Raw genomic sequence first — 20,030 nt, forward strand, 5'->3', positions numbered from 1 at the left:
CGGCCGATAGTGCCGGGTTTTTTCGTTTGCCGGCAAGCACTTAAAAAGAATACTCGGAAACGGCGTCGAAAGCGGAGTTTGCGGTCCGAAATGCTTTGCCGGCATATGCGTGCCGGCTGATGGTCCAGATACTTGAAAAGTGTCGGCTAAAAAATTCTCCCTCCGCAGAAATAATCAATATTTCCCAGCTAGTTACAGATAGTCATCCACACGTTGTCCACAGCGCGGCGAAGCGCCAGGAGAACAACTGGCTGTCAAGCGATTTATTTCACAAAATTTCGCGCCAGCCCGGCTTTTTCATATTCGCCGGAAAAGGGTTTGAATCACAATGGCTTTGTCAAACTATAGTGCTGCCGCATGGCGCTTCGGCGCGCCGGACCTAACCAGATTCCTTAAAAATCCGTTAGACGTGGCCTTGCCCTATCCACAGCGATTTCGGTAATGTCGGTCCATCGAAAGGGATGGGCCGGGTGGCCCTGACCCAGCCTGAATGGGCCAGCTTAAATTGGCGGGGTTTGTGGCGCGGATCAAGTCCGCGGACAGGTTTGGTTTGCTCTTTTTCGATACGGTAGGGGACTGGCGTAACTATACATGGCAGGTCGACAGCGCCGGCGATTTTCGCCGGACGGTGTTGCATTGCCCTGACATACCCAACACGGACTGGCTTCCATGGGCCGGCACCGGGTCCCTGGACACAATGGGCGACGTTCATCTGCCGGCGGCGGCAGCGGGCGTCGTAGCAAAGCGCAGTCGCTGGAACACGGATGCAGGAGGCGCATCCCCGGCGGAAAAACAGGTACAGAGACAAGGAACTCGATCATGCAGAGCGGCGTCGAAAGGGAGCTTACCAATGACATCCCATTTTCAGGAAATCTGATCGGAGCTGATGAGATGGCGGCTTCCAGCGACGCGGAACAGAAGTTCGACCGGGTCAAGGCCCAGTTGAAGGCGCGGTTGGGAACCGAAGTCTATTCGAGCTGGTTCGGGCGCATGAAGGTCGCGGAGGCTTCAAAGGGCATCGTTCGCATTTCGGTGCCCACTGCCTTCCTGCGCTCGTGGATCAACGGCCATTATCTCGACCTTATCTGCGAGCTTTGGAAGCACGAGGATCCCGAGATCCTCAAGATCGAGATCATCGTGCGCACAGCCACCCGCCAGGGGCGCAGCCATGCCGAACCGGAATTGGCGCCGGCGCGCAAGATGACGCGACAAACGCAGACGGCGCTGGCCGCCGGCACCGTAAGCCCCGGCAGGCTGGAGCGGGCTCCGGCGCCGCGCCCGGGCATGCCGGCCGAGAGCGAGTTCCGCCACAATGTGCTAGGATCGCCGCTCGATCCGCGTTACACGTTCGCCTCTTTCATCGAAGGGCCGTCGAACCGGGTGGCCTTCGCCGCGGCCAAGGCCGTGGCGGAATCGCAGTCGAGCGCGGTGCGCTTCAACCCGCTCTTCCTTCATGCGACGGTCGGCCTCGGCAAGACCCATTTGTTGCAGGCTATCGCCGCGGAATCGCTGAAGCAGAACCCGAAATCGCGCGTCGTCTACCTGACGGCGGAATATTTCATGTGGCGCTTCGCCACCGCGATCCGCGACAACAATGCCTTGACGCTCAAGGAACAGCTTCGCGATATCGACCTGCTCATCATCGACGACATGCAATTCCTGCAGGGCAAGTCGATCCAGCACGAATTCTGCCATCTGATCAACATGCTGCTCGACAGCGCCAAGCAGGTCGTCGTCGCCGCCGACCGGCCCCCGTCGGAACTGGAATCCCTCGAACCGCGGGTCCGCTCGCGCCTCAATGGCGGCGTCGCGCTCGAAATGTCGGCCCCCGATTTCGCCATGCGACTGGGCATGCTCAAGCTGCGCCTCGCCACCGCCAGGCACGACGACGCTTCCCTCGACATCTCCGACGAGATCCTCAATCACGTCGCCCGCACGGTGACCGGCAGCGGCCGCGAACTGGAAGGCGCCTTCAATCAACTCCTGTTCCGCCAGTCGTTCGAGCCGCAGATCACCATCGATCGCATCGACGAGATCCTCGGCCATATCTACCGCACCGGCGAGCCAAAGCGGGTCCGTATCGAGGATATTCAGCGCATCGTCGCGCGGCACTACAATGTGTCGAAGACCGAGTTGCTGTCCAACAGGCGCACGCGCACCATCGTAAAGCCGAGGCAGGTCGCCATGTATCTGTCCAAGGTGATGACGCCGCGCTCGCTGCCCGAGATCGGGCGGCGCTTCGGCGGCCGCGACCACACAACAGTGCTGCACGCAGTGCGCAAGATCGAGGATCTTTCCGGCGGCGACAACACGCTGGCGCAGGAACTGGAACTGTTGAGACGGTTGATCAACGACCAGGCCTGAGCCGTTCGAAAACGCCTGGCGGCGTGCTTCGCCGCCTTTATCCCCAGAAAGCCCGCGTAGCCGGCCCGAACCGGTCGCGCGGGCTTGCGTTTGCTGGTTTTTTCCTGTCAGTTTACGCAGATTCTGAAGCCTGTTCAGACCTTTCGCGGGACGCCGCCAGCCGGAGACCCGCTCATTCATTCAAGCGAGCCTGGTTCGTCATGCGTGTTATCCTGGAACGGTCAAATCTCCTGAAGTCGCTCAACCACGTCCACCGCGTGGTCGAACGGCGCAACACCATACCGATCCTGTCCAACGTGCTGCTCAGCGCCGAAGGCGCCAGCCTGGAAATGAAGGCCACCGACCTCGACCTGGAGGTGACGGAAGCGACGCCGGCCAAGGTCGAGCGGGGTGGCGCGACAACGGTTCCGGCGCATCTGCTCTACGACATCGTGCGCAAGCTTTCCGACGGTGCCGAGGTGATGCTGAAGACGGACGAGGACGGCAACGCCATGACGGTGACCTCCGGCCGCTCGAGCTTCCGACTGCAATGCCTGCCGCAATCGGACTTCCCCGAGCTTTCGGCCGGATCCTTCTCGCATATCTTCCGGCTCGACTCGGTCGCGCTCAAGGGGCTGATCGAGAAGACCCAGTTCGCCATCTCCACCGAGGAGACGCGCTATTATCTCAACGGCATCTATCTTCACACACATGAGGTCGGCGGCAAGCTGAAGCTGCGCTCGGTGGCGACCGACGGCCATCGCCTGGCGCGCGCCGAGATCGACGCGCCGGCGGGTTCCGAAGGCATGCCGGGCATCATCATACCGCGCAAGACGGTCAGCGAATTGCAGAAGCTGGTCGATGATCCCGACGTGGCGGTCACCACCGAGTTGTCGGACACCAAGATCCGCTTCACCATCGGCAGCGTCATCCTGACTTCCAAGCTGATCGACGGCACCTTCCCCGATTATCAGCGGGTCATTCCCACCGGCAACGACAAGAAGCTGATCATCGACCGCCAGAGCTTCGCGGCCGCCGTCGACCGCGTCTCGACCATCTCCTCCGAACGCGGGCGCGCGGTGAAGCTTTCGATCAGTGAGGGCCAGGTGACGCTTGCGGTCAACAATCCGGATTCGGGCAGCGCCACCGAGGAGTTGGCCGCCGACTATTCAGCCGATCCGATCGAGATCGGCTTCAACGCCAAGTACCTGCTCGACGTTGCCGCACAATTGACCGGTTCAGAGGCCCGGTTCATGTTGGCCGACGCCGGTTCGCCAACGCTGATCCACGACATGGCCGATGAAACCGCGCTTTATGTGCTGATGCCGATGCGGGTGTAGAGCAGTAGCGGTTGCCGGCACAAACCAATATAAGTAAGCTTACACTTACCAATTTCCGCAACTATGCGGCGCTGTCGGTCGAGCTTGAGCCGGGCGCGGTGGTGTTTTCCGGTGACAATGGCGCTGGCAAAACCAATCTGCTGGAAGCGATTTCCCTGTTGACGCCGGGCCGCGGCCTGCGCCGCGCGCCTTACGCGGACGTCGCGCGTGAGGGTGGTGACGGCGGCTTTGCGCTGCACGCATGGCTCGACGGACCTGACGGCCAAGTCGAGATAGGGACGGGCATTTCGGGTGGCGACAGTCTTGGCGAGGGCGGCAGGCGGGTGCGCATCAACGGCGCCACGGCGCGATCCGCCGAGGACATGCTGGAATGGCTGCGCGTCGTGTGGCTGACGCCGGCCATGGATGCTCTGTTCACAGGACCGGCCGCGGACCGCCGGCGCTTTCTCGACCGGCTGGTGCTGGCGATCGATCCAGGCCACGGACAGCGCGCCCTCGACTATGAAAAGGCGATGCGCGGCCGTAACCGGCTGCTGACGGAAGGTTCGCGGAATTTGAGCTGGTTCGAGGCGATCGAGACGCAGATGGCCGAGACAGGCGTGGCGATCGCCGCGGCGCGCGCCGAAATGGTGCGCCTTCTGGCCGCCATGATCGACAGGCTGCCCGACAGCGGCCCGTTTCCGCAGGCCGATATCGGCCTGTCGGGCGATCTGGAAGCCGAGATCGCCAACACGCCGGCTGTCGACGTCGAGGAGCGGTTCCGCCGCACGCTCGCCGGGGGCCGCGACCGCGACCGCGCCGCCGGGCGCACGCTCGAGGGCCCGCACCGCTCCGATCTCGTGGTCCGGCACCGACCCAAGGCGATGCCGGCGGCGCTGTGTTCGACCGGCGAACAGAAAGCCTTGCTTGTCGGCATTGTCCTGTCGCATGCCAGATTGACCGGCGAGATGTCCGGCTTGACGCCAATCCTGCTGCTCGACGAGATCGCGGCACATCTCGATGGTGGCCGGCGTGCGGCGCTGTTCTCGATCCTGGAGGAATTGAACTGCCAGGCTTTCATGACGGGAACCGATGCTGCGCTGTTTTCCAGCCTGGCGGGCCGGGCGCAGTTCCTGATCGTGGATCACGGCACGGTCGCGCCGATGGCTGTGTGAGCACCTGACAAGGTTTTTCTCCCGCTATATGATCGAGCCATGATCGCCACCGCCCTCACCGACGAAGAACTCGAACGCTATGCCCGCCACATCGTGCTGCCCGAAATTGGCGGCGCCGGCCAGCAGCGCCTGAAGCGAGCGCGGGTGCTGGTCATCGGCGCCGGCGGATTGGGCGCACCAGTGCTTGAATATCTTGCCGCAGCCGGCGTCGGTACGCTCGGCGTGATCGACGACGACACGGTTTCGCTCTCCAACCTGCAGCGGCAGGTGATTCACGGCACGAACACTGTCGGCATGCTGAAAACCCACAGCGCCAAGGCGGCAATTGCCCGCATCAATCCCAACACCGCTGTCGAAATCCACACATTGCGCCTGACCGCGGACAATGCCCAAGCCCTCGTCGCCCGTTACGACGTGGTCGTCGACGGGTCCGACAATTTCGAGACGCGCTATGTCGTGGCCGATGCCTGCGCGGCGGAGGGAAAGCCGCTGGTGCACGCCGCCGTGGGCCGTTTCGATGGCTCCGTGACCGTGCTGATGCCGTTCCAAGCCGATAGGGATGGCACCTCCAACCCCGGCTACCGCGACCTCTTCCCGGAGGCCCCGCCGCCGGGTCTGGTGCCGTCCTGCGCCGAGGCCGGGGTGCTTGGCGTGCTGACTGGGGTCATCGGCACGTTGCAGGCGATGGAAGCCATCAAGCTGATCACCGGCATTGGCGAGCCGCTGATCGGACGACTGCTGCTCTATGACGCGCTGGCCGCGCGTTTCGAGACCATCCGCTACAAGAGACGAAACTGACGTTGACGCGCACTGCCAATATCGTCATCACCCGGATTCCGGCCGATTTCGACCGCTGGAACGAAGTGCTCGCCCTGATCCTGCGCGCTTTCGCCTTCATGGACGGCATCATCGACCCGCCATCCTCGGCGCACCTGCTCACCGCGGAAACCTTGCGCGACAAAGCCCGCCGCGAGACCGGCATGCTGGCGCTCAGCGGCAACAGGATCGTCGGCTGCATCTTCGCCCTGGAACGAACCGACCACCTCTATGTCGGCAAGCTCGCCGTCACGCCGGACTGTCAGGGCCAGGGCATCGGCAGGTTGTTGATGCAAGCCGTCCAGGATTTTGCCCGCAGCCGCGGCAAGGCCGCAATCGAGCTGCAGACGCGAATCGAGCTGGCTGGGAACCAGGCAGCCTTTGCCCGGCTCGGTTTTCGCGAGACCGTGAGAACGGCGCATGAAGGTTATGCGCGACCGACTTCGGTCACCATGCGCAAGACTGTTTCGTAAGTTTCCACTTACATTATGTTGCGAAGCCGCTCAGGTCCTGAGCGGCAGCACGCGATCCGGCGGGCGGTGGCCGTCGACGAAGGCGCGGATGTTGATGATCACCTTCTCGCCCATGTCGATGCGGCCCTCGAGCGTCGCCGACCCCATATGCGGCAAAAGCACGACCTTGCCCTTGGTCGCGAGCTTGAGCAGTTTTCCGTTCAATGCGGGCTCGTGCTCGTAGACGTCGAGTCCGGCGCCGGCGATCCTGCCATCCTGAATCAGCTTGACCAGCGCCTCCTCGTCGATGATGTCACCGCGCGCGGTGTTGACGATATAGGCGGTGGGCTGGAGCAGCGCCAGCCGCCGCGCCGAAAGCAGATGGAAGGTCGCCGGCGTCGAGGGGCAGTTGACCGAGATGATGTCCATGCGGGCCAGCATCTGATCGAGGCTTTCCCAATAGGTCGCCTCCAGCCCGTCCTCGACCGCCTGCAGCACGCGATGGCGGTTGTGATAGTGGATGGAGAGGCCGAAAGCCTTGGCACGCCTGGCAACGGCGGTGCCGATACGCCCCATGCCGACAATGCCGAGCCGTTTGCCCCAGATGCGCCGGCCAAGCATCCATGTCGGCGACCAGCCGGCCCATTTCTTGTCGCCGGTGAGTACATTGGCGCCCTCCGCCAGCCGGCGCGGCACCGCCAGCATCAGCGCCATCGTCATGTCGGCCGTATCCTCGGTCAGCACGTTGGGCGTGTTGGTTACGGTGATGCCTTTCTTGGCCGCGGCCGCCACGTCGATCTTGTCGACGCCATTGCCGAAATTGGCGATCAGCTTGAGGTTTTCGCCGGCCTGGGCGATCAATGCCGCGTCGATGCGGTCGGTCACCGTCGGCACCAGCACGTCGGCCTCCTTGACCGCCGCGACCAGTTCCGGCTGCGTCATCGGCCTGTCCTCGACATTCAGCCTTGCGTCGAACAGCTCGCGCATGCGGGTCTCGACAGGGTCGGGCAGTTTTCGCGTGATGACCACGAGAGGCTTCTTTTTGCCTGCCATTGCTTCCCTCGTTGAGACCTCTTTAACCAAGACCGGCGAAACTGGAAGCCGGTCGCGGTAGCCGATTTACCCATGTACCAAGCGGTGCCGCCGAAGACAAAGAAAAAGGGGCGCCGGGGCCGGCAGGCCAGCGCCGAAAGGAACGAAAGTGTCTGGTTTCGCGTCGCTTCGCCTGACCCTCAGCGCAGCATTTCTCGGCGCTCTGCTCTATTCACCCCAACTGTGCGCGCAAGGTGCAGCGGCTCCCGCCCAGAGCGTCGTCACGCTCGGGCCGAGCGGCCTGCCGCTGCCACGATTCGTCAGCCTGAAATCCGGCCGCGTCAATTCGCGTGTCGGGCCGGGCGCCAACTACTCGGTCGACTGGATGTATCTGAAGGCCGGCCTGCCGATGGAGATCATCCAGGAGTTCGACACATGGCGCCGCGTGCGCGACGCCGACGGTTCGGAAGGTTGGATCAACCAGTCGCTGCTTTCGGGCCGGCGCACGGCGATCGTGGCGCCGTGGCAGCGCGGCAAGGGCGCCCAGATCAATCTCCTCAGGAGCCCCGAAAAGGACGCCAGCGTGGTGGCGATCGTCGAGCCGGGCGTCATGGGCACGATCAAATCCTGCGACGGCCAGTGGTGCGAAATGACGCTCGATGGCCATACCGGCTGGCTCGCCCAATCCGTCGTCTGGGGCGCCTATCCCGGCGAGCGGGTCAAGGACTGATTTTTGGCCTTGCCCGATTCGTTTGAACCGCAGGCCGGACCGTTTAGCGGCCGATGCGGCCGAGATGGGTATCCTGAAAGCTGCTCGACAGCTTCAAGCCGTAACCCAGCGCGCGATCGATAGCGATGTGGGCGATCCAGATCAATGCAACCGCTAGAGCGGCTGCATTGCCGAACAGGCTGCCGGCAAGCACCAAAAACACCGGTGGGACCAAGATGTGGAAGGCATTGTAGCAGGCGGCGCCGACGCGCGGCCCGGCGAGATAGCCGAACATGGACAGATCAGGCGCCAGGATCAACAAGGCGAACAACCGCCAGGACGCACCGGCGAGTGCATAAAAGACGATAGCGGACACCGCGACAGCGGCCCATTCCAGCCGGACAGCCAGATCGAGGGGTTTCATTCCCGGCCGTTCATACGTGCCCGGCCGTGCATACGTGCTTGGCCTTCGGTCATTCGGCGCGTTTGGGGCGCAGCCTCACCACGATGTCGACATTGGCGATCTCCATCCCCTCGGGTGGTTCCGGTAGGTTGGTGACGGTGACCGGACCATTGGCGATGTCGAAAATCCGGTTTTCGCCTTCGATATAGAAATGGTGATGATCGGAGGTGTTGGTGTCGAAATAGGTTTTGGCGCCCTCGACAGCCAGAATGCGCAGGAGTCCCGCCTGGGTGAATTGGTGAAGGGCGTTGTAGACGGTGGCCAGCGACACCGGCACGCCGGCGGCGACGGCCTCCTCGTGCAGTTCCTCGGCCGACAGATGGCGGTCGCCCTTGGCGAAAAGCAGGTCGGCAAGCGCAATGCGCTGCCGTGTCGGCCTCAGGCCGGCTTCACGAACCCGCTTGTCCACAGCGACATTTTCCTTCCGGCAGCCCCGGTCCATCTGGTCGTCCAAGCTCACAGTTCCGCCTCAAGACACGTCCAGAATGGCAAAAAAATGGATGTCTGCCGAAACCGGACCCCTTTCGACATATATTCTGTCGTCCGGATGCGATCAATAGCGCGCATTGACCCGGCAAGACTGGCGGGTTAAGCGCAAACGCCGGTTTCCGGCCTGAAACAGATTGTGTTAGGACACCAACGACAAGGGCGCGCCAGCGCCCGGGACATATGGGAACGAGATTGATGGCGGGTTCGAAATCCAGCTACGACTACGAAGAATTGCTGGCCTGCGCCCGCGGCGAGCTGTTCGGACCGGGCAATGCCCAGTTGCCCTACCCGCCGATGCTGATGTTTGACCGCATAACCGAGATCAGCGAAACGGGCGGGGCTTTCGACAAGGGCTTCATCCGCGCCGAATTCGACATCAAGCCGGACCTGTGGTTCTTTGCCTGCCATTTCATCGGCAATCCCATCATGCCTGGATGCCTGGGCCTCGATGCCTTGTGGCAGCTGACGGGTTTTTATCTCGGCTGGCTGGGCGAACCTGGCAAAGGCATGGCGCTGTCGACCGGCGAGGTCAAGTTCAAGGGAATGGTCACGCCCTCGGTTAAAAAGGTCGAGTATGGCGTGGAATTCAAACGTGTGATGCGTGGCCGGCTGGTGCTGGGCATCGCCGATGGTTGGCTAAAGGCGGACGGCGAACCCATATACGCGGCAACGGACCTGAAAGTCGGTCTGTCCAAGCAGTCGGCGGTCGCTTGACCGTCGCCCTGGCCGACTTCGTGGCCAGCATTCCTGGAAGGAGTTGCGAATGAGACGTGTCGTAGTCACAGGCCTCGGCATCGTGTCGTCGATCGGCAACAATGCCAACGAGGTGCAAGCCTCGCTGCATGACGCCAAATCCGGCATCAGCTTCTCCGACTCCTTCGCCGAGCACGGCTTCCGCTGTCAGGTCTGGGGCGCGCCGACGCTCGATCCCAGCGCCATGATAGATCGGCGCGCAATGCGCTTCCTGAGCCAGGGAGCGGCCTGGAACCATGTCGCCATGGACCAGGCGATCGCCGATGCCGGCCTTGGCGAGAGCGACATCACCAATGAGCGCACCGGCATCGTCATGGGCTCGGGCGGGCCTTCCACCCGCACCATCGTCGAGGCGGCCGAAACCACGCTCAAGAACGGCAGCCCCAAGCGCATCGGCCCGTTCGCGGTGCCGAAGGCGATGTCGTCGACCGCGTCGGCGACGCTGGCCACCTGGTTCAAGATCCACGGCGTCAACTATTCGATCTCGTCGGCCTGTTCGACCTCGGCGCATTGCATCGGCAATGGCTACGAACTGATCCAGTGGGGCAAGCAGGACATGGTGTTCGCCGGCGGCCACGAAGATCTCGACTGGACGATGTCGGACCTGTTCGACGCCATGGGCGCCATGTCGTCGAAGTACAATGACAGGGCATCTGCCGCTTCCCGCGCCTATGACGTCGATCGCGACGGCTTCGTCATCGCCGGCGGCGCCGGCGTGCTGGTGCTCGAGGAACTGGAGCATGCCAAGGCGCGCGGCGCCAAGATCTATGCAGAGATCGTCGGCTACGGCGCCACCTCGGACGGCTTCGACATGGTTGCGCCCTCGGGCGAAGGCGCGGTCCGCTGCATGCGGCAGGCGCTGGCGACCGTCACCACCCCGGTCGACTACATCAACACCCATGGCACCTCGACGCCGGTGGGGGATTCCCGCGAAATGGGCGCGATCCGCGAGGTGTTCGGCGAGAAGATGCCCTTCATCACCTCGACCAAATCGCTGACGGGCCATTCGCTGGGCGCGGCCGGCGTGCAGGAATCCATCTATTCGATCCTGATGATGCAAGGCGGTTTCATCGGCGAAAGCGCCCATATCGAGACTCTCGACCCCGAATTCGAGGGTATGCCGGTGGTGCGAAAGCGCATCGACAACGCCAGGATCGACACCGTTTTGTCCAATTCCTTCGGCTTTGGTGGCACCAACGCAACGCTGGTTTTCCAGCGCTATTCCGCATAAGGCCACGTTTTTTCCACGAGGATTGGCGATCATGGACGGATTGATGAAGGGCAAGCGCGGGCTTGTCATGGGCGTCGCCAACGATCATTCGATCGCCTGGGGCATCGCCCGGAAACTGTCCGAACATGGGGCCGAACTTGCCTTCACCTACCAGGGTGACGCCTTCGGCCGCCGGGTCAAGCCGCTCGCCGACAAGCTCGGCGCGGCGCTGGTGGTTCCCTGCGATGTCGAGGACAGCGCCTCGGTCCGCGCCACCTTCGAGACCTTGGGCAAGGCCTGGGGCGGGCTCGACTTCGTGGTCCATGCCATCGGCTTTTCGGACAAGAATGAGCTCAAGGGCCTCTACGCCGACACCAGCCGCGACAATTTCATCCGCACCATGGTCATCTCCTGCTATTCCTTCACCGAGGTCGCGCGCCACGCCGCGGCCCTGATGCAGGATGGCGGATCGATGATCACCCTGACCTATGCCGGTTCGGTGCGCGTCATGCCGAACTATAACGTCATGGGCGTCGCCAAGGCCGGCCTCGAGGCCAGCGTGCGCTATCTCGCCAACGATTACGGCCCGCGCGGCATCAGGGTGAACGGCATATCGGCCGGACCGGTGCGAACGCTTGCCGGCGCCGGGATTTCCGATGCGCGCCACATGTTCTCTTACCAGCAGCGCAATTCTCCGCTGCGCCGCACCGTGACCATCGACGAGGTCGGCGGCTCGGCACTCTACCTCCTGTCCGACCTCGCTTCCGGCGTCACCGGCGAAATCCACTATGTCGATTCCGGCTATCATATCGTTTCCATGCCGACGCTCGAGGAGCTGAAGCAGACGGATCGCGCGAGCGAATAGGCCATTACGCGAAATAGTCTTTTCTCCTGCGAAGAAATAATTCCCTTCCAATAAAATTGGATGCATTCGCGGAAACTCATTTTAAGGGCCTATCGGCTATAGAGTCCCGCAATTTGGGGACTTTCAATGCCTGCCGTCAGCAACCCGAACCGCACACCGGTGTTCCGGCTGATCACCATAGCCAGTTCGGGCATTGGCAGTTTCATTCTCGGCATCTGGGGGCTGAAGCACGCGCTTGGCGACGGCTTTGCCGGCATGCCGGCGGACGTGATGGTGGCGATCATGGCTGCCCTTTGCGCATTGGCGGCGGCGGGAGCCGCGATGTCTTTCTTCGCCGGCGTCGATGAATCGGCTGATTTCGTCTTCAACGAAACCCAGTTCGACAAGCTGACCGGATTGCTGGCGCGTCCGGCGATGGTCGGCAAGATCGCCGAGGCAGCCTGCGCGACGAGCCGCACCGGGGCCCCGATGTTCCTCATCGACATCGACATCGACCGGTTCAAGCAGATCAACGACGCGATCGGCTACAGCCAGGGCGACGAACTGATCCGCGCCTTCACCAAGCGGCTGCAGGCCTGCGTGCCCGAGCGCGTGCAGATCGGGCGCATCGGCGCCGGCGAGTTCGCGGTGCTGCTTCCCGATCATCAGATTCAGGGAACGATGGAAGCTATGGTGGAGAGGCTCATCGACGAGATGATGGAGCCCTATGAGCTCAGCAGCCACCAGCAATCGGTGAGCCTGTCGGTGGGCATCGTGGCGATGCCCAAGGACGGCGTCGACCCGGTCCTCATCCTGCGCCGCTCCAACTTGGCGCTGCAAAATGCGCGCGCCAGGGGAGTCGGCAACTGGTCGGTCTTCGATACCGAGATGGGTCGGGTCGCCGATCATCGCCAATGGGTCGAATCCGAGCTGCACGTCGCATTCGAGCGCGGTGATTTCGACCTTCACTATCAGCCGCAGCTGGACCTGCCGAGCGGCCGCATCGTCGGCTATGAAGCGCTGATCCGCTGGAACCATCCAGAACGCGGCATGATCCCACCTCTGGAGTTCATCCAGATCGCCGAGGAAACCGGCATGATCAATCCGATCGGCGAATGGGTTCTGCGCAAGGCATGCAGCGACGCCCGCCATTTACCCGACGACTGCTTCGTCGCTGTCAACATCTCGCCGGTCCAGTTCATGACCAAGGACTTCATCGGCCTCGTGCGCGACACGATGCGGACCACCGGCATCAAGCCCTCGCGGCTGGAGCTGGAAGTCACCGAGACGGCCATGATGCAGGACCGCGACCGCGCCGCCGCCATCCTGAAAGAGCTTGCCGATATGGGCATCTCGGTTGCCGTCGACGATTTCGGCACCGGCTATTCCAATCTCAGCTACCTGATCGATTTTTCATTCGGCAAGCTGAAGATCGACCGCTCCTTCGTCAGCCGCATCGATACGGATTCGAGCTCCGGCGCCGTCGTATCGACCATTGTCGGCCTCTCGCGAGCACTCGGCGTCAGTATCATTGCCGAGGGTGTCGAGACAGAGGACCAGGCGACACTGCTCAGGGCAGCCGGTTGCGAGGTGGTGCAAGGTTATCTGTTCGGCCGGCCGGCGCCGCTTGCGGTCATGGCCGGCGAGGGACATGTCATCGAGGATTCGAGGCGCGTCGCCAATCTGCACTGAGTGTCACGCCGTTGCGTGTCAGCGACGCGCGGAAAGAACCTTGAACATGCCGTCACGGGCGAGCTCGGCATGGCTGGAGAAGGCGGCGGCCAGTGCCGGCTCGTAGGGCAGCTGGCGGTTCGCCACCATGTACAGCCGTGCTCCCGGCTTCAGCGCCTTTGCCGCTGCCCGGATCAGGCCGGCGCCGATCTCCGGTTCGGCCGCGCGGCTGCGATGAAAAGGCGGGTTCATGATGACCGCGTCGTAGCGACGCTCGACCGGCTCCCCCTGCAGGTCCGTCCAGAAGAAACCTTTCGCAACCGACTGGCTGGCCGTGGCAAGATTGGCTTTGGCGGCTTCGAGAGAAGCGAAATCCGCCTCATAGAGATCAAGTGCCGAGATGCCGGGCGAACGCGCTTCCATCTCCGCCGCCAGATAGCCCCAGCCGGCGCAGAAATCGGCGACATGGCCGCGCAGGTCGGCCGGAAGATGGTCCGCCAGCAACTTCGAACCGGCATCGACACGATCGAAGGAAAACATGCCGGGCGCCGTGCTGAAGCGGCCGTCGACCAGCCCGGCGGGATTGGCGGCACGCAGCGCTGTCGACGCGTCCGTCCCGGCCGGCCGGCGAAGCCAGAAGGCGATGCCGTGATATTTGGGCAGATGGCCTTCGAGCGGCACAAGCTCGTCCATGCGCTTGCGCAGGCTGGCGATGCCATCATCCTTGCCGCCGGCAATGACGATTAATCCGCCCTCGGCGACGCGCTCCAGCGCATCCGCGATGCGCAGCTCGTTCTGGCCGCGATGGCGGCCCGCGAGCACCAGCGCGGCGTCAAAGCCATCGCCTTGCGTTTGCGGGGTGACAGTGAAGCCCGCAGCTTGCAGCGCGCGAAAATGCGGCCGGAAGCCTTGCACCACGTGCAGCTCGGCGTCGAAGTCCTGCGGTGTCCGCAAGCCGGATTCGGCCCCGAGAAAAAGCATGCGCTCGCCCTTTCGCGGCAAGGCGACCGCCTCGGCCTCGAATGGATGGAACAGCGTCTTCAGCACTTCAGCGGACATGCCTTTGCTCCATAAACGAAAACGGGCGCGACATGAGCCGCGCCCGCTTCGATTTTTCCGTTAGCCAGTTCAGGCGGCGTTTTCTTCGCTCTCGGCCTTCTTGTCGCGAACGATTTCCTTGCCGGTGGCCTGGTCGACGACCTTCATCGACAGGCGGACCTTGCCGCGCTCGTCGAAGCCCATCAGCTTGACCCACACCTTGTCGCCTTCCTTGACGACGTCCGAAGTCTTGGCGACCCGGTCGTTGGCAAGCTGCGAGATGTGGACGAGGCCGTCACGCGGGCCGAAGAAGTTGACGAAAGCGCCGAAGTCGGCGGTCTTGACGACCGTGCCTTCGTAGATTTCGCCGACTTCCGGCTCGGCGACGATGGTGTGGATCCACTTCTTCGCCGCCTCGATCTCCTTGGCGTTCGCCGAAGCGATCTTGACCGTGCCGTCATCCTCGATGTTGATCTTGGCGCCGGTCTTCTCGACGATCTCGCGGATGACCTTGCCACCGGAACCGATCACGTCGCGGATCTTGTCGGTCGGGATGTGCATGACCTCGATGCGCGGCGCGAACTCGCCGAGCTCGGCGCGCGCGCCGGACAGCGCGTGGCCCATTTCGCCGAGAATATGCTGACGACCGTCCTTGGCCTGGTCGAGAGCGATCTTCATGATCTCCTCGGTGATGCCCTCGATCTTGATGTCCATCTGCAAGGAGGTGATGCCGTTGGCGGTGCCGGCGACCTTGAAATCCATGTCGCCGAGGTGATCCTCGTCGCCCAGGATGTCGGAGAGCACGGCGAAGCGCTCACCTTCCTTGATCAGGCCCATGGCGATACCGGCGACCGGCTTGGCCAGCGGCACGCCGGCGTCCATCAGCGCCAGCGAGGTGCCGCAGACGGTTGCCATCGACGACGAGCCGTTGGACTCGGTGATCTCCGAGACCACGCGCAGCGTGTAGGGGAACTGGTCTGATGTCGGCAGCATCGGGCGGATGGCGCGCCAGGCGAGCTTGCCGTGGCCGATCTCGCGGCGGCCGGGCGAGCCCATGCGGCCGGTCTCGCCGACGGAATAGGGAGGGAAGTTGTAGTGGAGGAGGAACTTCTCCTTGTACATGCCGGTCAGCGAATCGACATACTGCTCGTCCTCGCCGGTGCCCAGCGTGGCGACGACCAGCGCCTGGGTCTCGCCGCGGGTGAACAGCGCCGAACCGTGGGTGCGCGGCAGGACGCCGACCTCGGATACGATCTTGCGCACGGTCTTCAGGTCACGGCCGTCAATGCGCGAACCAGTGTCGAGAATGTTCCAGCGCACGACCTTGGCCTGGAGCTCCTTGAACACGCTGCCGATCTGCTCGGAGGAATATTTCGGCTCTTCGCCTTCGGCCGGAGCGAAGGCCGCCTTGACCTTGGCCTTGACGGCGTCCACGGCGGCATAGCGCTTCTGCTTGTCGGTGATCTTGTAGGCGTCGCGAAGCTCGTCGCCGGCGATCTTCAGCATCTCGGCTTCGAGAGCGGAATAGTCCGGCGCGGTGAAGTCGCGCGGGTCCTTGGCGGCGACTTCGGCCAGCTTGATGATCGCGTCGATCACCGGCTGGAAACCGCGATGGCCGAACATGACCGCGCCGAGCATCAGGTCTTCACCGAGTTCCTTGGCTTCGGACTCGACCATCAGCACGGCGTCGGCGGTGCCGGCGACGATCAGGTCGAGCTTGGATTCCTGCATCTCGTCGACATGCGGGTTGAGCACGTATTCGCCGTTGATGTAGCCGACGCGGGCGCCGCCGATCGGGCCCATGAAGGGCACGCCCGACAGGGTCAGGGCCGCCGAAGTGGCGACGATCGACAGGATGTCCGGATCGTTCTCGAGATCATGCTGGACGACGGTGACGACGATCTGCGTGTCGTTCTTGTAGCCGTCGGCAAAGAGTGGGCGGATCGGGCGGTCGATGAGGCGCGAAACCAGCGTTTCCTTTTCGCTCGGACGACCTTCACGCTTGAAATAGCCGCCCGGGATCTTGCCGGCGGCGTAGGTCTTTTCCTGGTAGTTGACGGTCAGCGGAAAGAAGTCGAGGCCCGGCTTGGGCTCCTTCATCGAAACGACCGTGGCGAGAACCTTGGTCTCGCCGTAGGTGGCGAGCACGGCGCCGTCGGCCTGGCGCGCGATCTTGCCGGTTTCGAGGATGAGCGGGCGACCGCCCCATTCGATTTCCACTTTGTGGTGATTGAACATGTCTTGTCCTTCATATGAGGAAAGGGCCGCGCCGTTTCAGCGTGCGCGGGTGCCCTTTCCCCTGGCTTCCTTTCTCGGGCAGCCACGGGCAAGACAACGGGAAGCTCGATCCATGTCGGCCGGATGGCCGCGCGAGCGTCCTGCAATCCTGCCCCATGACCGTCCATGGGGTGGCTTCGAGGGGGCCCTCTGCACGCTCGAAACCGGATTTGGCCAATCGATCCGACTGGCCCTGCGCATGACCCCACAAGCAGCGGCTTGTGGAATGCGTCACGCGCAAACTCAACTTGTTGGAGCGTCCGTCCGGCATCCGGATGGGTGCGCGGCGCTCCAGTACCTGCATTCGAGATCGGATTGGTCCGGTGCTCAAATGCGCGACCGGCGGGCCCTTGTGAGGCCCGCCGGTCAATTCGTCAACGGCGCAGGCCGAGCTTCTCGATCAGCGTCTGGTAGCGCGTGTCGTCCTTGCGCTTGAGATAATCAAGCAGGCTTCGGCGCTGGGAGACGAGAGCGAGCAGACCACGGCGGGAATGGTTATCCTTCTTGTGGTCCTTGAAATGGTCGGTCAGGTTCTTGATGCGCTCGGATAGGATGGCTACCTGAACTTCCGGAGACCCGGTGTCGCCCTTGGCGGTTGCGAATTCAGTCATCAATTCCTGTTTGCGCTCGGCAGTAATCGACATCGTGTTTTTCCTTATCTGTTCGAGGAAACGGGTCGCCCTCAGCCGGGATGTCGTCCAGCAGGGGCCGGTGCAAGCAGAGCGTCATAGCGCTAAGCTGCGGCGCATATAGTGCAATTCCCAAGAGAACACCAGCCCAATTCACGAAGCCGGCTTTTCACGCCAAAACGGCAAGTTATCCCTGTCAAAGCCATTTTTTCCATTTGAAGAAGGCAATCAGCCCAACCGCGACCACGGCCATGAACAGCAGCGACAAGGGATAGCCGTAATAGGCCTTCAGCTCAGGCATGTTCCAGGGCGACGTCTCCGGATCGAAATTCATGCCCCAGACGCCGACCAGAAACGTGAGCGGCATGAAGATGACCGAGACGATCGTCAGATAGGAAATGACGTCGTTGGTGCGTGCCTGGCTCAGCGACAGATGCATCTCGATCAGGCCGGTCAGCATGTCGCGCTGGTTCTCGACCAGCTCGATCAGCCGCAGCGCGTGGTCGAGCGTATCGTTCAGGAAGACCTTGGTTTCGGCCTTCACATAGGGCACGTCGTTGCGGATAAGCGTCGCCAGCGCGTCGCGCATCGGCCACAGCACCCCCTTCAGCACATTGGCGTCGTGCCGCAATCCATGAAGCTGCTGCATCTGATGCTTGTGCGGTGCGTGCAGCATCTGGTCCTCGATGCTGTCGACGAGTTCGCCCGCCGCCTCGATCGGCGGAAAGTAGCTGTCGACGATGGCGTCGATCAGCGCATAGGCGAGATAGTCGGCGCCACGGGCGCGCAGCCGGTTCGGCGCCGAGCTTTCGATGCGCTTGCGCACCGGATCGAACGGATCGCCTTCGCGCTCCTGGAAGGTGACGACGAAATTCTTGCCAAGGAAAACGGCGATCTGCTCGTAGCGGTGCGAGGCGACGTCGTCGATCATCCGCACGACCACGAAAGCATGGTCTTCGTAGAAATCCACCTTCGGCCGCTGGCCCGTGTTGACGACGTCCTCCAGCGCCAGCGGATGCAGGCTGAAGATGCGGCCGATCTCCTTGATCAGCTCGATATTGGCCAGGCCGGTGCAGTCCAGCCAGATGACCGGCCACTTTTCGCAATTGGCATTGACGTCGTCGATGCTGGCATTGTCGATCGTTTTGGACTTTTGCGGCGAGATCAGGGTGAGCCGCAGTTCCGAGCGTCGCGCCGCGGGATCGGCGATCAGCGTTCCGGGCGATGCACCGACCGGCGGCCGCCTGGCCCTGAGCGGCGCCCGCGTCTTGATCGCCTCAACCTTTGCCATGCGGTCCCTCGGATAGATGTCGCATGGAGATTAGACGAGGGCCCTCACCCGGCAAAGACCCGTTTGGGCTTGAACATGCCCTGCTCGACGGCGCCGATGGCCACCAGCTTGCCGCGCGCGGTCGCGCAGGCTTCCTCGGCCTCCACCGGCGCGTCGCGGCCCCGGATGATGACGGGATTGCCGAGGCGGATCTTCGTCGCCGCATCGTCGCTGATGGCGATCTGCGGCAGGCAGTCGAGTGCCGCCGAGGTGTCGACAAGCAGCGCGTCGATCGCGCCAAAATCGATCGGCGCTTCTATCGAATCGGGGGACGGTTGCTGCGTGCCATGACCCTGCTCGCCGAAGCGCGCCGCCTCCAGTTCGGCGACGGTGACGAAATCCTCGGCGGTGAACGGCTCGACCTCGATCCGGCGCAGTTCAGAAATATGGCCGAAGCAGCCGAGATCGCGGCCCATGTCGCGGGCCAGCGAGCGCACATAGGTACCCTTGCCGCATTCGACCTCGAAAACCGTGTGATCGGCCCCGTGCTCGACGATGTCGAGGCGGCCGATTTCGATCTCGCGCGCGGGAATGTCGACCGTCTCGCCGTCGCGGGCGAGATCATAGGCGCGTTCGCCCGCGATCTTGATGGCCGAGAATTGCGGCGGCGTCTGCATGATGACGCCGGTGTATTTCGACAGCAGCGCCTGCACTTCGGCCTCCACGGGGCGCCGATCGGAGTCCCGCGTCACCGGACCTTCGAGGTCGTCGGTCGAGCGCTCCTGCCCCCAGGCGACGGTGAAGCGGTAGATCTTGGCGCCGTCCTGGACGTAGGGCACGGTCTTGGTGGCTTCGCCGAGCGCGATCGGCAGCATGCCGGAAGCGAGCGGATCGAGCGTGCCGGCGTGGCCGGCCTTCTCCGCCTGGAACAGCCACTTGATCTTGGAGACGGCCTCGGTCGAGCCCATGCCGACCGGCTTGTCCAGCACCACCCAGCCCGAGACCGGCCGGCCCTTCTTCTTGCCGCGGCGCGCCATTATTCGCTGTCCTTATCGTCGTCGTCCGCATCCAGATCGCGCGCCACTTCCGGCGATTTCAGGAGATCGTTGATCCTGGCGAAATTGTCGAAGGAGGTGTCGAGCCGGAAGCGAAACTCGGGCATGTACTTCATCTGCCGCAGCGCGCCGGAGACACGGCCGCGGATGAACTTGGCATGCTTGTTGAGCGCCTCGACCACCGCGCCGGCGTCCGTGGCGCCGAGCGGCGAGATGAAGGCGGTTGCGATCTTGAGGTCGGGCGACATGCGCACTTCCGACACCGAAACCACGGCATTCTCGACCAGCGGATCGATGATCTCGCCGCGCTGCAAGGTTTCGGACAGCGCATGGCGCACCTGCTCGCCGACGCGCAGCATGCGCTGGGATGGGCCTGATGTGGTCGAACGGGGCATTTTTTCTCGATCCTGAAAGCGTGGGGCGCGGGATAGGACCGTGCCTCATGTCTCAAATGTTTGCCAGGCGGCGGCCTCTCGGCCACCGCC

19 protein-coding genes are annotated in these 20,030 nt (G+C 63.1%); 10 read left to right on the plus strand and 9 right to left on the minus strand.

Features of this window, described 5'->3' with window-relative positions:
• Positions 1-819: 819 nt before the first annotated feature.
• From dnaA to FJ949_RS15045, 5 genes are all read left to right on the plus strand, one after another.
• Positions 820-2,364: a chromosomal replication initiator protein DnaA gene (gene dnaA / locus FJ949_RS15025; protein ID WP_140496749.1), complete on the plus strand. Its 1,545-nt coding sequence runs from the start codon at positions 820-822 to the stop codon at positions 2,362-2,364.
• A gap of 200 nt (positions 2,365-2,564) precedes the next feature.
• Positions 2,565-3,683 carry a DNA polymerase III subunit beta gene (gene dnaN / locus FJ949_RS15030; protein WP_140496751.1) on the plus strand — a complete coding sequence of 373 codons (1,119 nt, stop codon included), beginning with the start codon at positions 2,565-2,567 and terminating at the stop codon, positions 3,681-3,683.
• A gap of 11 nt (positions 3,684-3,694) precedes the next feature.
• The gene (recF, locus tag FJ949_RS15035; protein WP_140496753.1) at positions 3,695-4,837 is read left to right on the plus strand and encodes a DNA replication/repair protein RecF; all 1,143 of its coding nucleotides are present in this window, start codon (positions 3,695-3,697) and stop codon (positions 4,835-4,837) included.
• A 39-nt stretch (positions 4,838-4,876) separates the two neighbouring features.
• Positions 4,877-5,635, plus strand: coding sequence for a molybdopterin-synthase adenylyltransferase MoeB (locus tag FJ949_RS15040; protein WP_140496755.1), 759 nt, complete (start codon positions 4,877-4,879; stop codon positions 5,633-5,635).
• 2 nt (positions 5,636-5,637) lie between these two features.
• On the plus strand, positions 5,638-6,126 hold the full coding sequence (locus FJ949_RS15045) for a GNAT family N-acetyltransferase (protein WP_140496757.1): 489 nt from the start codon (positions 5,638-5,640) through the stop codon (positions 6,124-6,126).
• 30 nt (positions 6,127-6,156) lie between these two features.
• Here the strand turns inward: FJ949_RS15045 and FJ949_RS15050 are convergent, their stop codons facing one another.
• The gene (locus tag FJ949_RS15050; protein ID WP_140496760.1) at positions 6,157-7,158 is read right to left on the minus strand and encodes a D-glycerate dehydrogenase; all 1,002 of its coding nucleotides are present in this window, start codon (positions 7,156-7,158) and stop codon (positions 6,157-6,159) included.
• Positions 7,159-7,306: 148 nt separating this feature from the next.
• Between FJ949_RS15050 and FJ949_RS15055 the strand changes: the two genes are divergently transcribed.
• Complete coding sequence (locus tag FJ949_RS15055; RefSeq protein WP_140496762.1) at positions 7,307-7,867, plus strand: SH3 domain-containing protein; 561 nt, start codon at positions 7,307-7,309, stop codon at positions 7,865-7,867.
• 43 nt (positions 7,868-7,910) lie between these two features.
• Here FJ949_RS15055 and FJ949_RS15060 read toward each other — a convergent pair whose 3' ends face one another.
• Both FJ949_RS15060 and irrA read right to left on the minus strand, forming a co-directional pair.
• Positions 7,911-8,270 (minus strand): DUF4260 domain-containing protein, encoded by a 360-nt coding sequence (locus tag FJ949_RS15060; RefSeq protein WP_140496764.1) that lies wholly within the window; start codon positions 8,268-8,270, stop codon positions 7,911-7,913.
• 49 nt (positions 8,271-8,319) lie between these two features.
• Complete coding sequence (gene irrA, locus FJ949_RS15065) at positions 8,320-8,751, minus strand: iron response transcriptional regulator IrrA (RefSeq protein ID WP_181165297.1); 432 nt, start codon at positions 8,749-8,751, stop codon at positions 8,320-8,322.
• Between the two features lie 242 nt (positions 8,752-8,993).
• Between irrA and fabA the strand changes: the two genes are divergently transcribed.
• The 4 genes from fabA (at position 8,994) to FJ949_RS15085 (ending at position 13,297) form a co-directional block, all read left to right on the plus strand.
• Positions 8,994-9,512: a 3-hydroxyacyl-[acyl-carrier-protein] dehydratase FabA gene (gene fabA, locus FJ949_RS15070; protein WP_140496768.1), complete on the plus strand. Its 519-nt coding sequence runs from the start codon at positions 8,994-8,996 to the stop codon at positions 9,510-9,512.
• A gap of 49 nt (positions 9,513-9,561) precedes the next feature.
• Positions 9,562-10,782 carry a beta-ketoacyl-ACP synthase I gene (gene fabB, locus FJ949_RS15075; RefSeq protein WP_140496770.1) on the plus strand — a complete coding sequence of 407 codons (1,221 nt, stop codon included), beginning with the start codon at positions 9,562-9,564 and terminating at the stop codon, positions 10,780-10,782.
• Positions 10,783-10,813: 31 nt separating this feature from the next.
• On the plus strand, positions 10,814-11,626 hold the full coding sequence (fabI, locus tag FJ949_RS15080; RefSeq protein ID WP_140496772.1) for an enoyl-ACP reductase FabI: 813 nt from the start codon (positions 10,814-10,816) through the stop codon (positions 11,624-11,626).
• Positions 11,627-11,752: 126 nt separating this feature from the next.
• Positions 11,753-13,297 carry a bifunctional diguanylate cyclase/phosphodiesterase gene (locus FJ949_RS15085; RefSeq protein WP_140496774.1) on the plus strand — a complete coding sequence of 515 codons (1,545 nt, stop codon included), beginning with the start codon at positions 11,753-11,755 and terminating at the stop codon, positions 13,295-13,297.
• Between the two features lie 18 nt (positions 13,298-13,315).
• Here FJ949_RS15085 and FJ949_RS15090 read toward each other — a convergent pair whose 3' ends face one another.
• The 6 genes from FJ949_RS15090 to rbfA form a co-directional block, all read right to left on the minus strand.
• A complete protein-coding gene (locus FJ949_RS15090; RefSeq protein ID WP_140496776.1) occupies positions 13,316-14,335 on the minus strand; it encodes a class I SAM-dependent methyltransferase in 1,020 nt (339 codons plus the stop codon).
• Positions 14,336-14,404: 69 nt separating this feature from the next.
• Positions 14,405-16,552, minus strand: coding sequence for a polyribonucleotide nucleotidyltransferase (gene pnp / locus FJ949_RS15095; protein ID WP_140496778.1), 2,148 nt, complete (start codon positions 16,550-16,552; stop codon positions 14,405-14,407).
• Between the two features lie 413 nt (positions 16,553-16,965).
• Positions 16,966-17,277 carry a 30S ribosomal protein S15 gene (gene rpsO / locus FJ949_RS15100; protein WP_281405124.1) on the minus strand — a complete coding sequence of 104 codons (312 nt, stop codon included), beginning with the start codon at positions 17,275-17,277 and terminating at the stop codon, positions 16,966-16,968.
• Between the two features lie 139 nt (positions 17,278-17,416).
• Positions 17,417-18,511, minus strand: coding sequence for a magnesium/cobalt transporter CorA (gene corA / locus FJ949_RS15105; protein WP_140496782.1), 1,095 nt, complete (start codon positions 18,509-18,511; stop codon positions 17,417-17,419).
• A 44-nt stretch (positions 18,512-18,555) separates the two neighbouring features.
• A complete protein-coding gene (gene truB, locus FJ949_RS15110; RefSeq protein ID WP_140496784.1) occupies positions 18,556-19,527 on the minus strand; it encodes a tRNA pseudouridine(55) synthase TruB in 972 nt (323 codons plus the stop codon).
• The gene (gene rbfA, locus FJ949_RS15115; protein WP_140496786.1) at positions 19,527-19,940 is read right to left on the minus strand and encodes a 30S ribosome-binding factor RbfA; all 414 of its coding nucleotides are present in this window, start codon (positions 19,938-19,940) and stop codon (positions 19,527-19,529) included. The genes truB and rbfA overlap by 1 nt, the downstream gene beginning before the upstream one ends.
• Between the last annotated feature and the right edge of the window lie 90 nt (positions 19,941-20,030).

This window comes from Mesorhizobium sp. B2-4-1 (genome assembly GCF_006442185.1).
Taxonomy (GTDB): Bacteria; Pseudomonadota; Alphaproteobacteria; order Rhizobiales; family Rhizobiaceae; genus Mesorhizobium.

Excerpts from the sequence above, each read along its gene's own strand:
- fabI (WP_140496772.1), top strand. The coding sequence starts at position 10,814 with ATGGACGGATTGATGAAGGGCAAGCGCGGGCTTGTCATGGGCGTCGCC.
- FJ949_RS15050 (WP_140496760.1), bottom strand. The coding sequence starts at position 7,158 with ATGGCAGGCAAAAAGAAGCCTCTCGTGGTCATCACGCGAAAACTGCCC.
- FJ949_RS15060 (WP_140496764.1), bottom strand. The coding sequence starts at position 8,270 with ATGAAACCCCTCGATCTGGCTGTCCGGCTGGAATGGGCCGCTGTCGCG.
- pnp (WP_140496778.1), bottom strand. The coding sequence starts at position 16,552 with ATGTTCAATCACCACAAAGTGGAAATCGAATGGGGCGGTCGCCCGCTC.
- truB (WP_140496784.1), bottom strand. The coding sequence starts at position 19,527 with ATGGCGCGCCGCGGCAAGAAGAAGGGCCGGCCGGTCTCGGGCTGGGTG.
- irrA (WP_181165297.1), bottom strand. The coding sequence starts at position 8,751 with ATGGACCGGGGCTGCCGGAAGGAAAATGTCGCTGTGGACAAGCGGGTT.
- FJ949_RS15085 (WP_140496774.1), top strand. The coding sequence starts at position 11,753 with ATGCCTGCCGTCAGCAACCCGAACCGCACACCGGTGTTCCGGCTGATC.
- dnaA (WP_140496749.1), top strand. The coding sequence starts at position 820 with ATGCAGAGCGGCGTCGAAAGGGAGCTTACCAATGACATCCCATTTTCA.
- fabA (WP_140496768.1), top strand. The coding sequence starts at position 8,994 with ATGGCGGGTTCGAAATCCAGCTACGACTACGAAGAATTGCTGGCCTGC.
- fabB (WP_140496770.1), top strand. The coding sequence starts at position 9,562 with ATGAGACGTGTCGTAGTCACAGGCCTCGGCATCGTGTCGTCGATCGGC.
- FJ949_RS15040 (WP_140496755.1), top strand. The coding sequence starts at position 4,877 with ATGATCGCCACCGCCCTCACCGACGAAGAACTCGAACGCTATGCCCGC.
- corA (WP_140496782.1), bottom strand. The coding sequence starts at position 18,511 with ATGGCAAAGGTTGAGGCGATCAAGACGCGGGCGCCGCTCAGGGCCAGG.
- rbfA (WP_140496786.1), bottom strand. The coding sequence starts at position 19,940 with ATGCCCCGTTCGACCACATCAGGCCCATCCCAGCGCATGCTGCGCGTC.
- dnaN (WP_140496751.1), top strand. The coding sequence starts at position 2,565 with ATGCGTGTTATCCTGGAACGGTCAAATCTCCTGAAGTCGCTCAACCAC.
- FJ949_RS15090 (WP_140496776.1), bottom strand. The coding sequence starts at position 14,335 with ATGTCCGCTGAAGTGCTGAAGACGCTGTTCCATCCATTCGAGGCCGAG.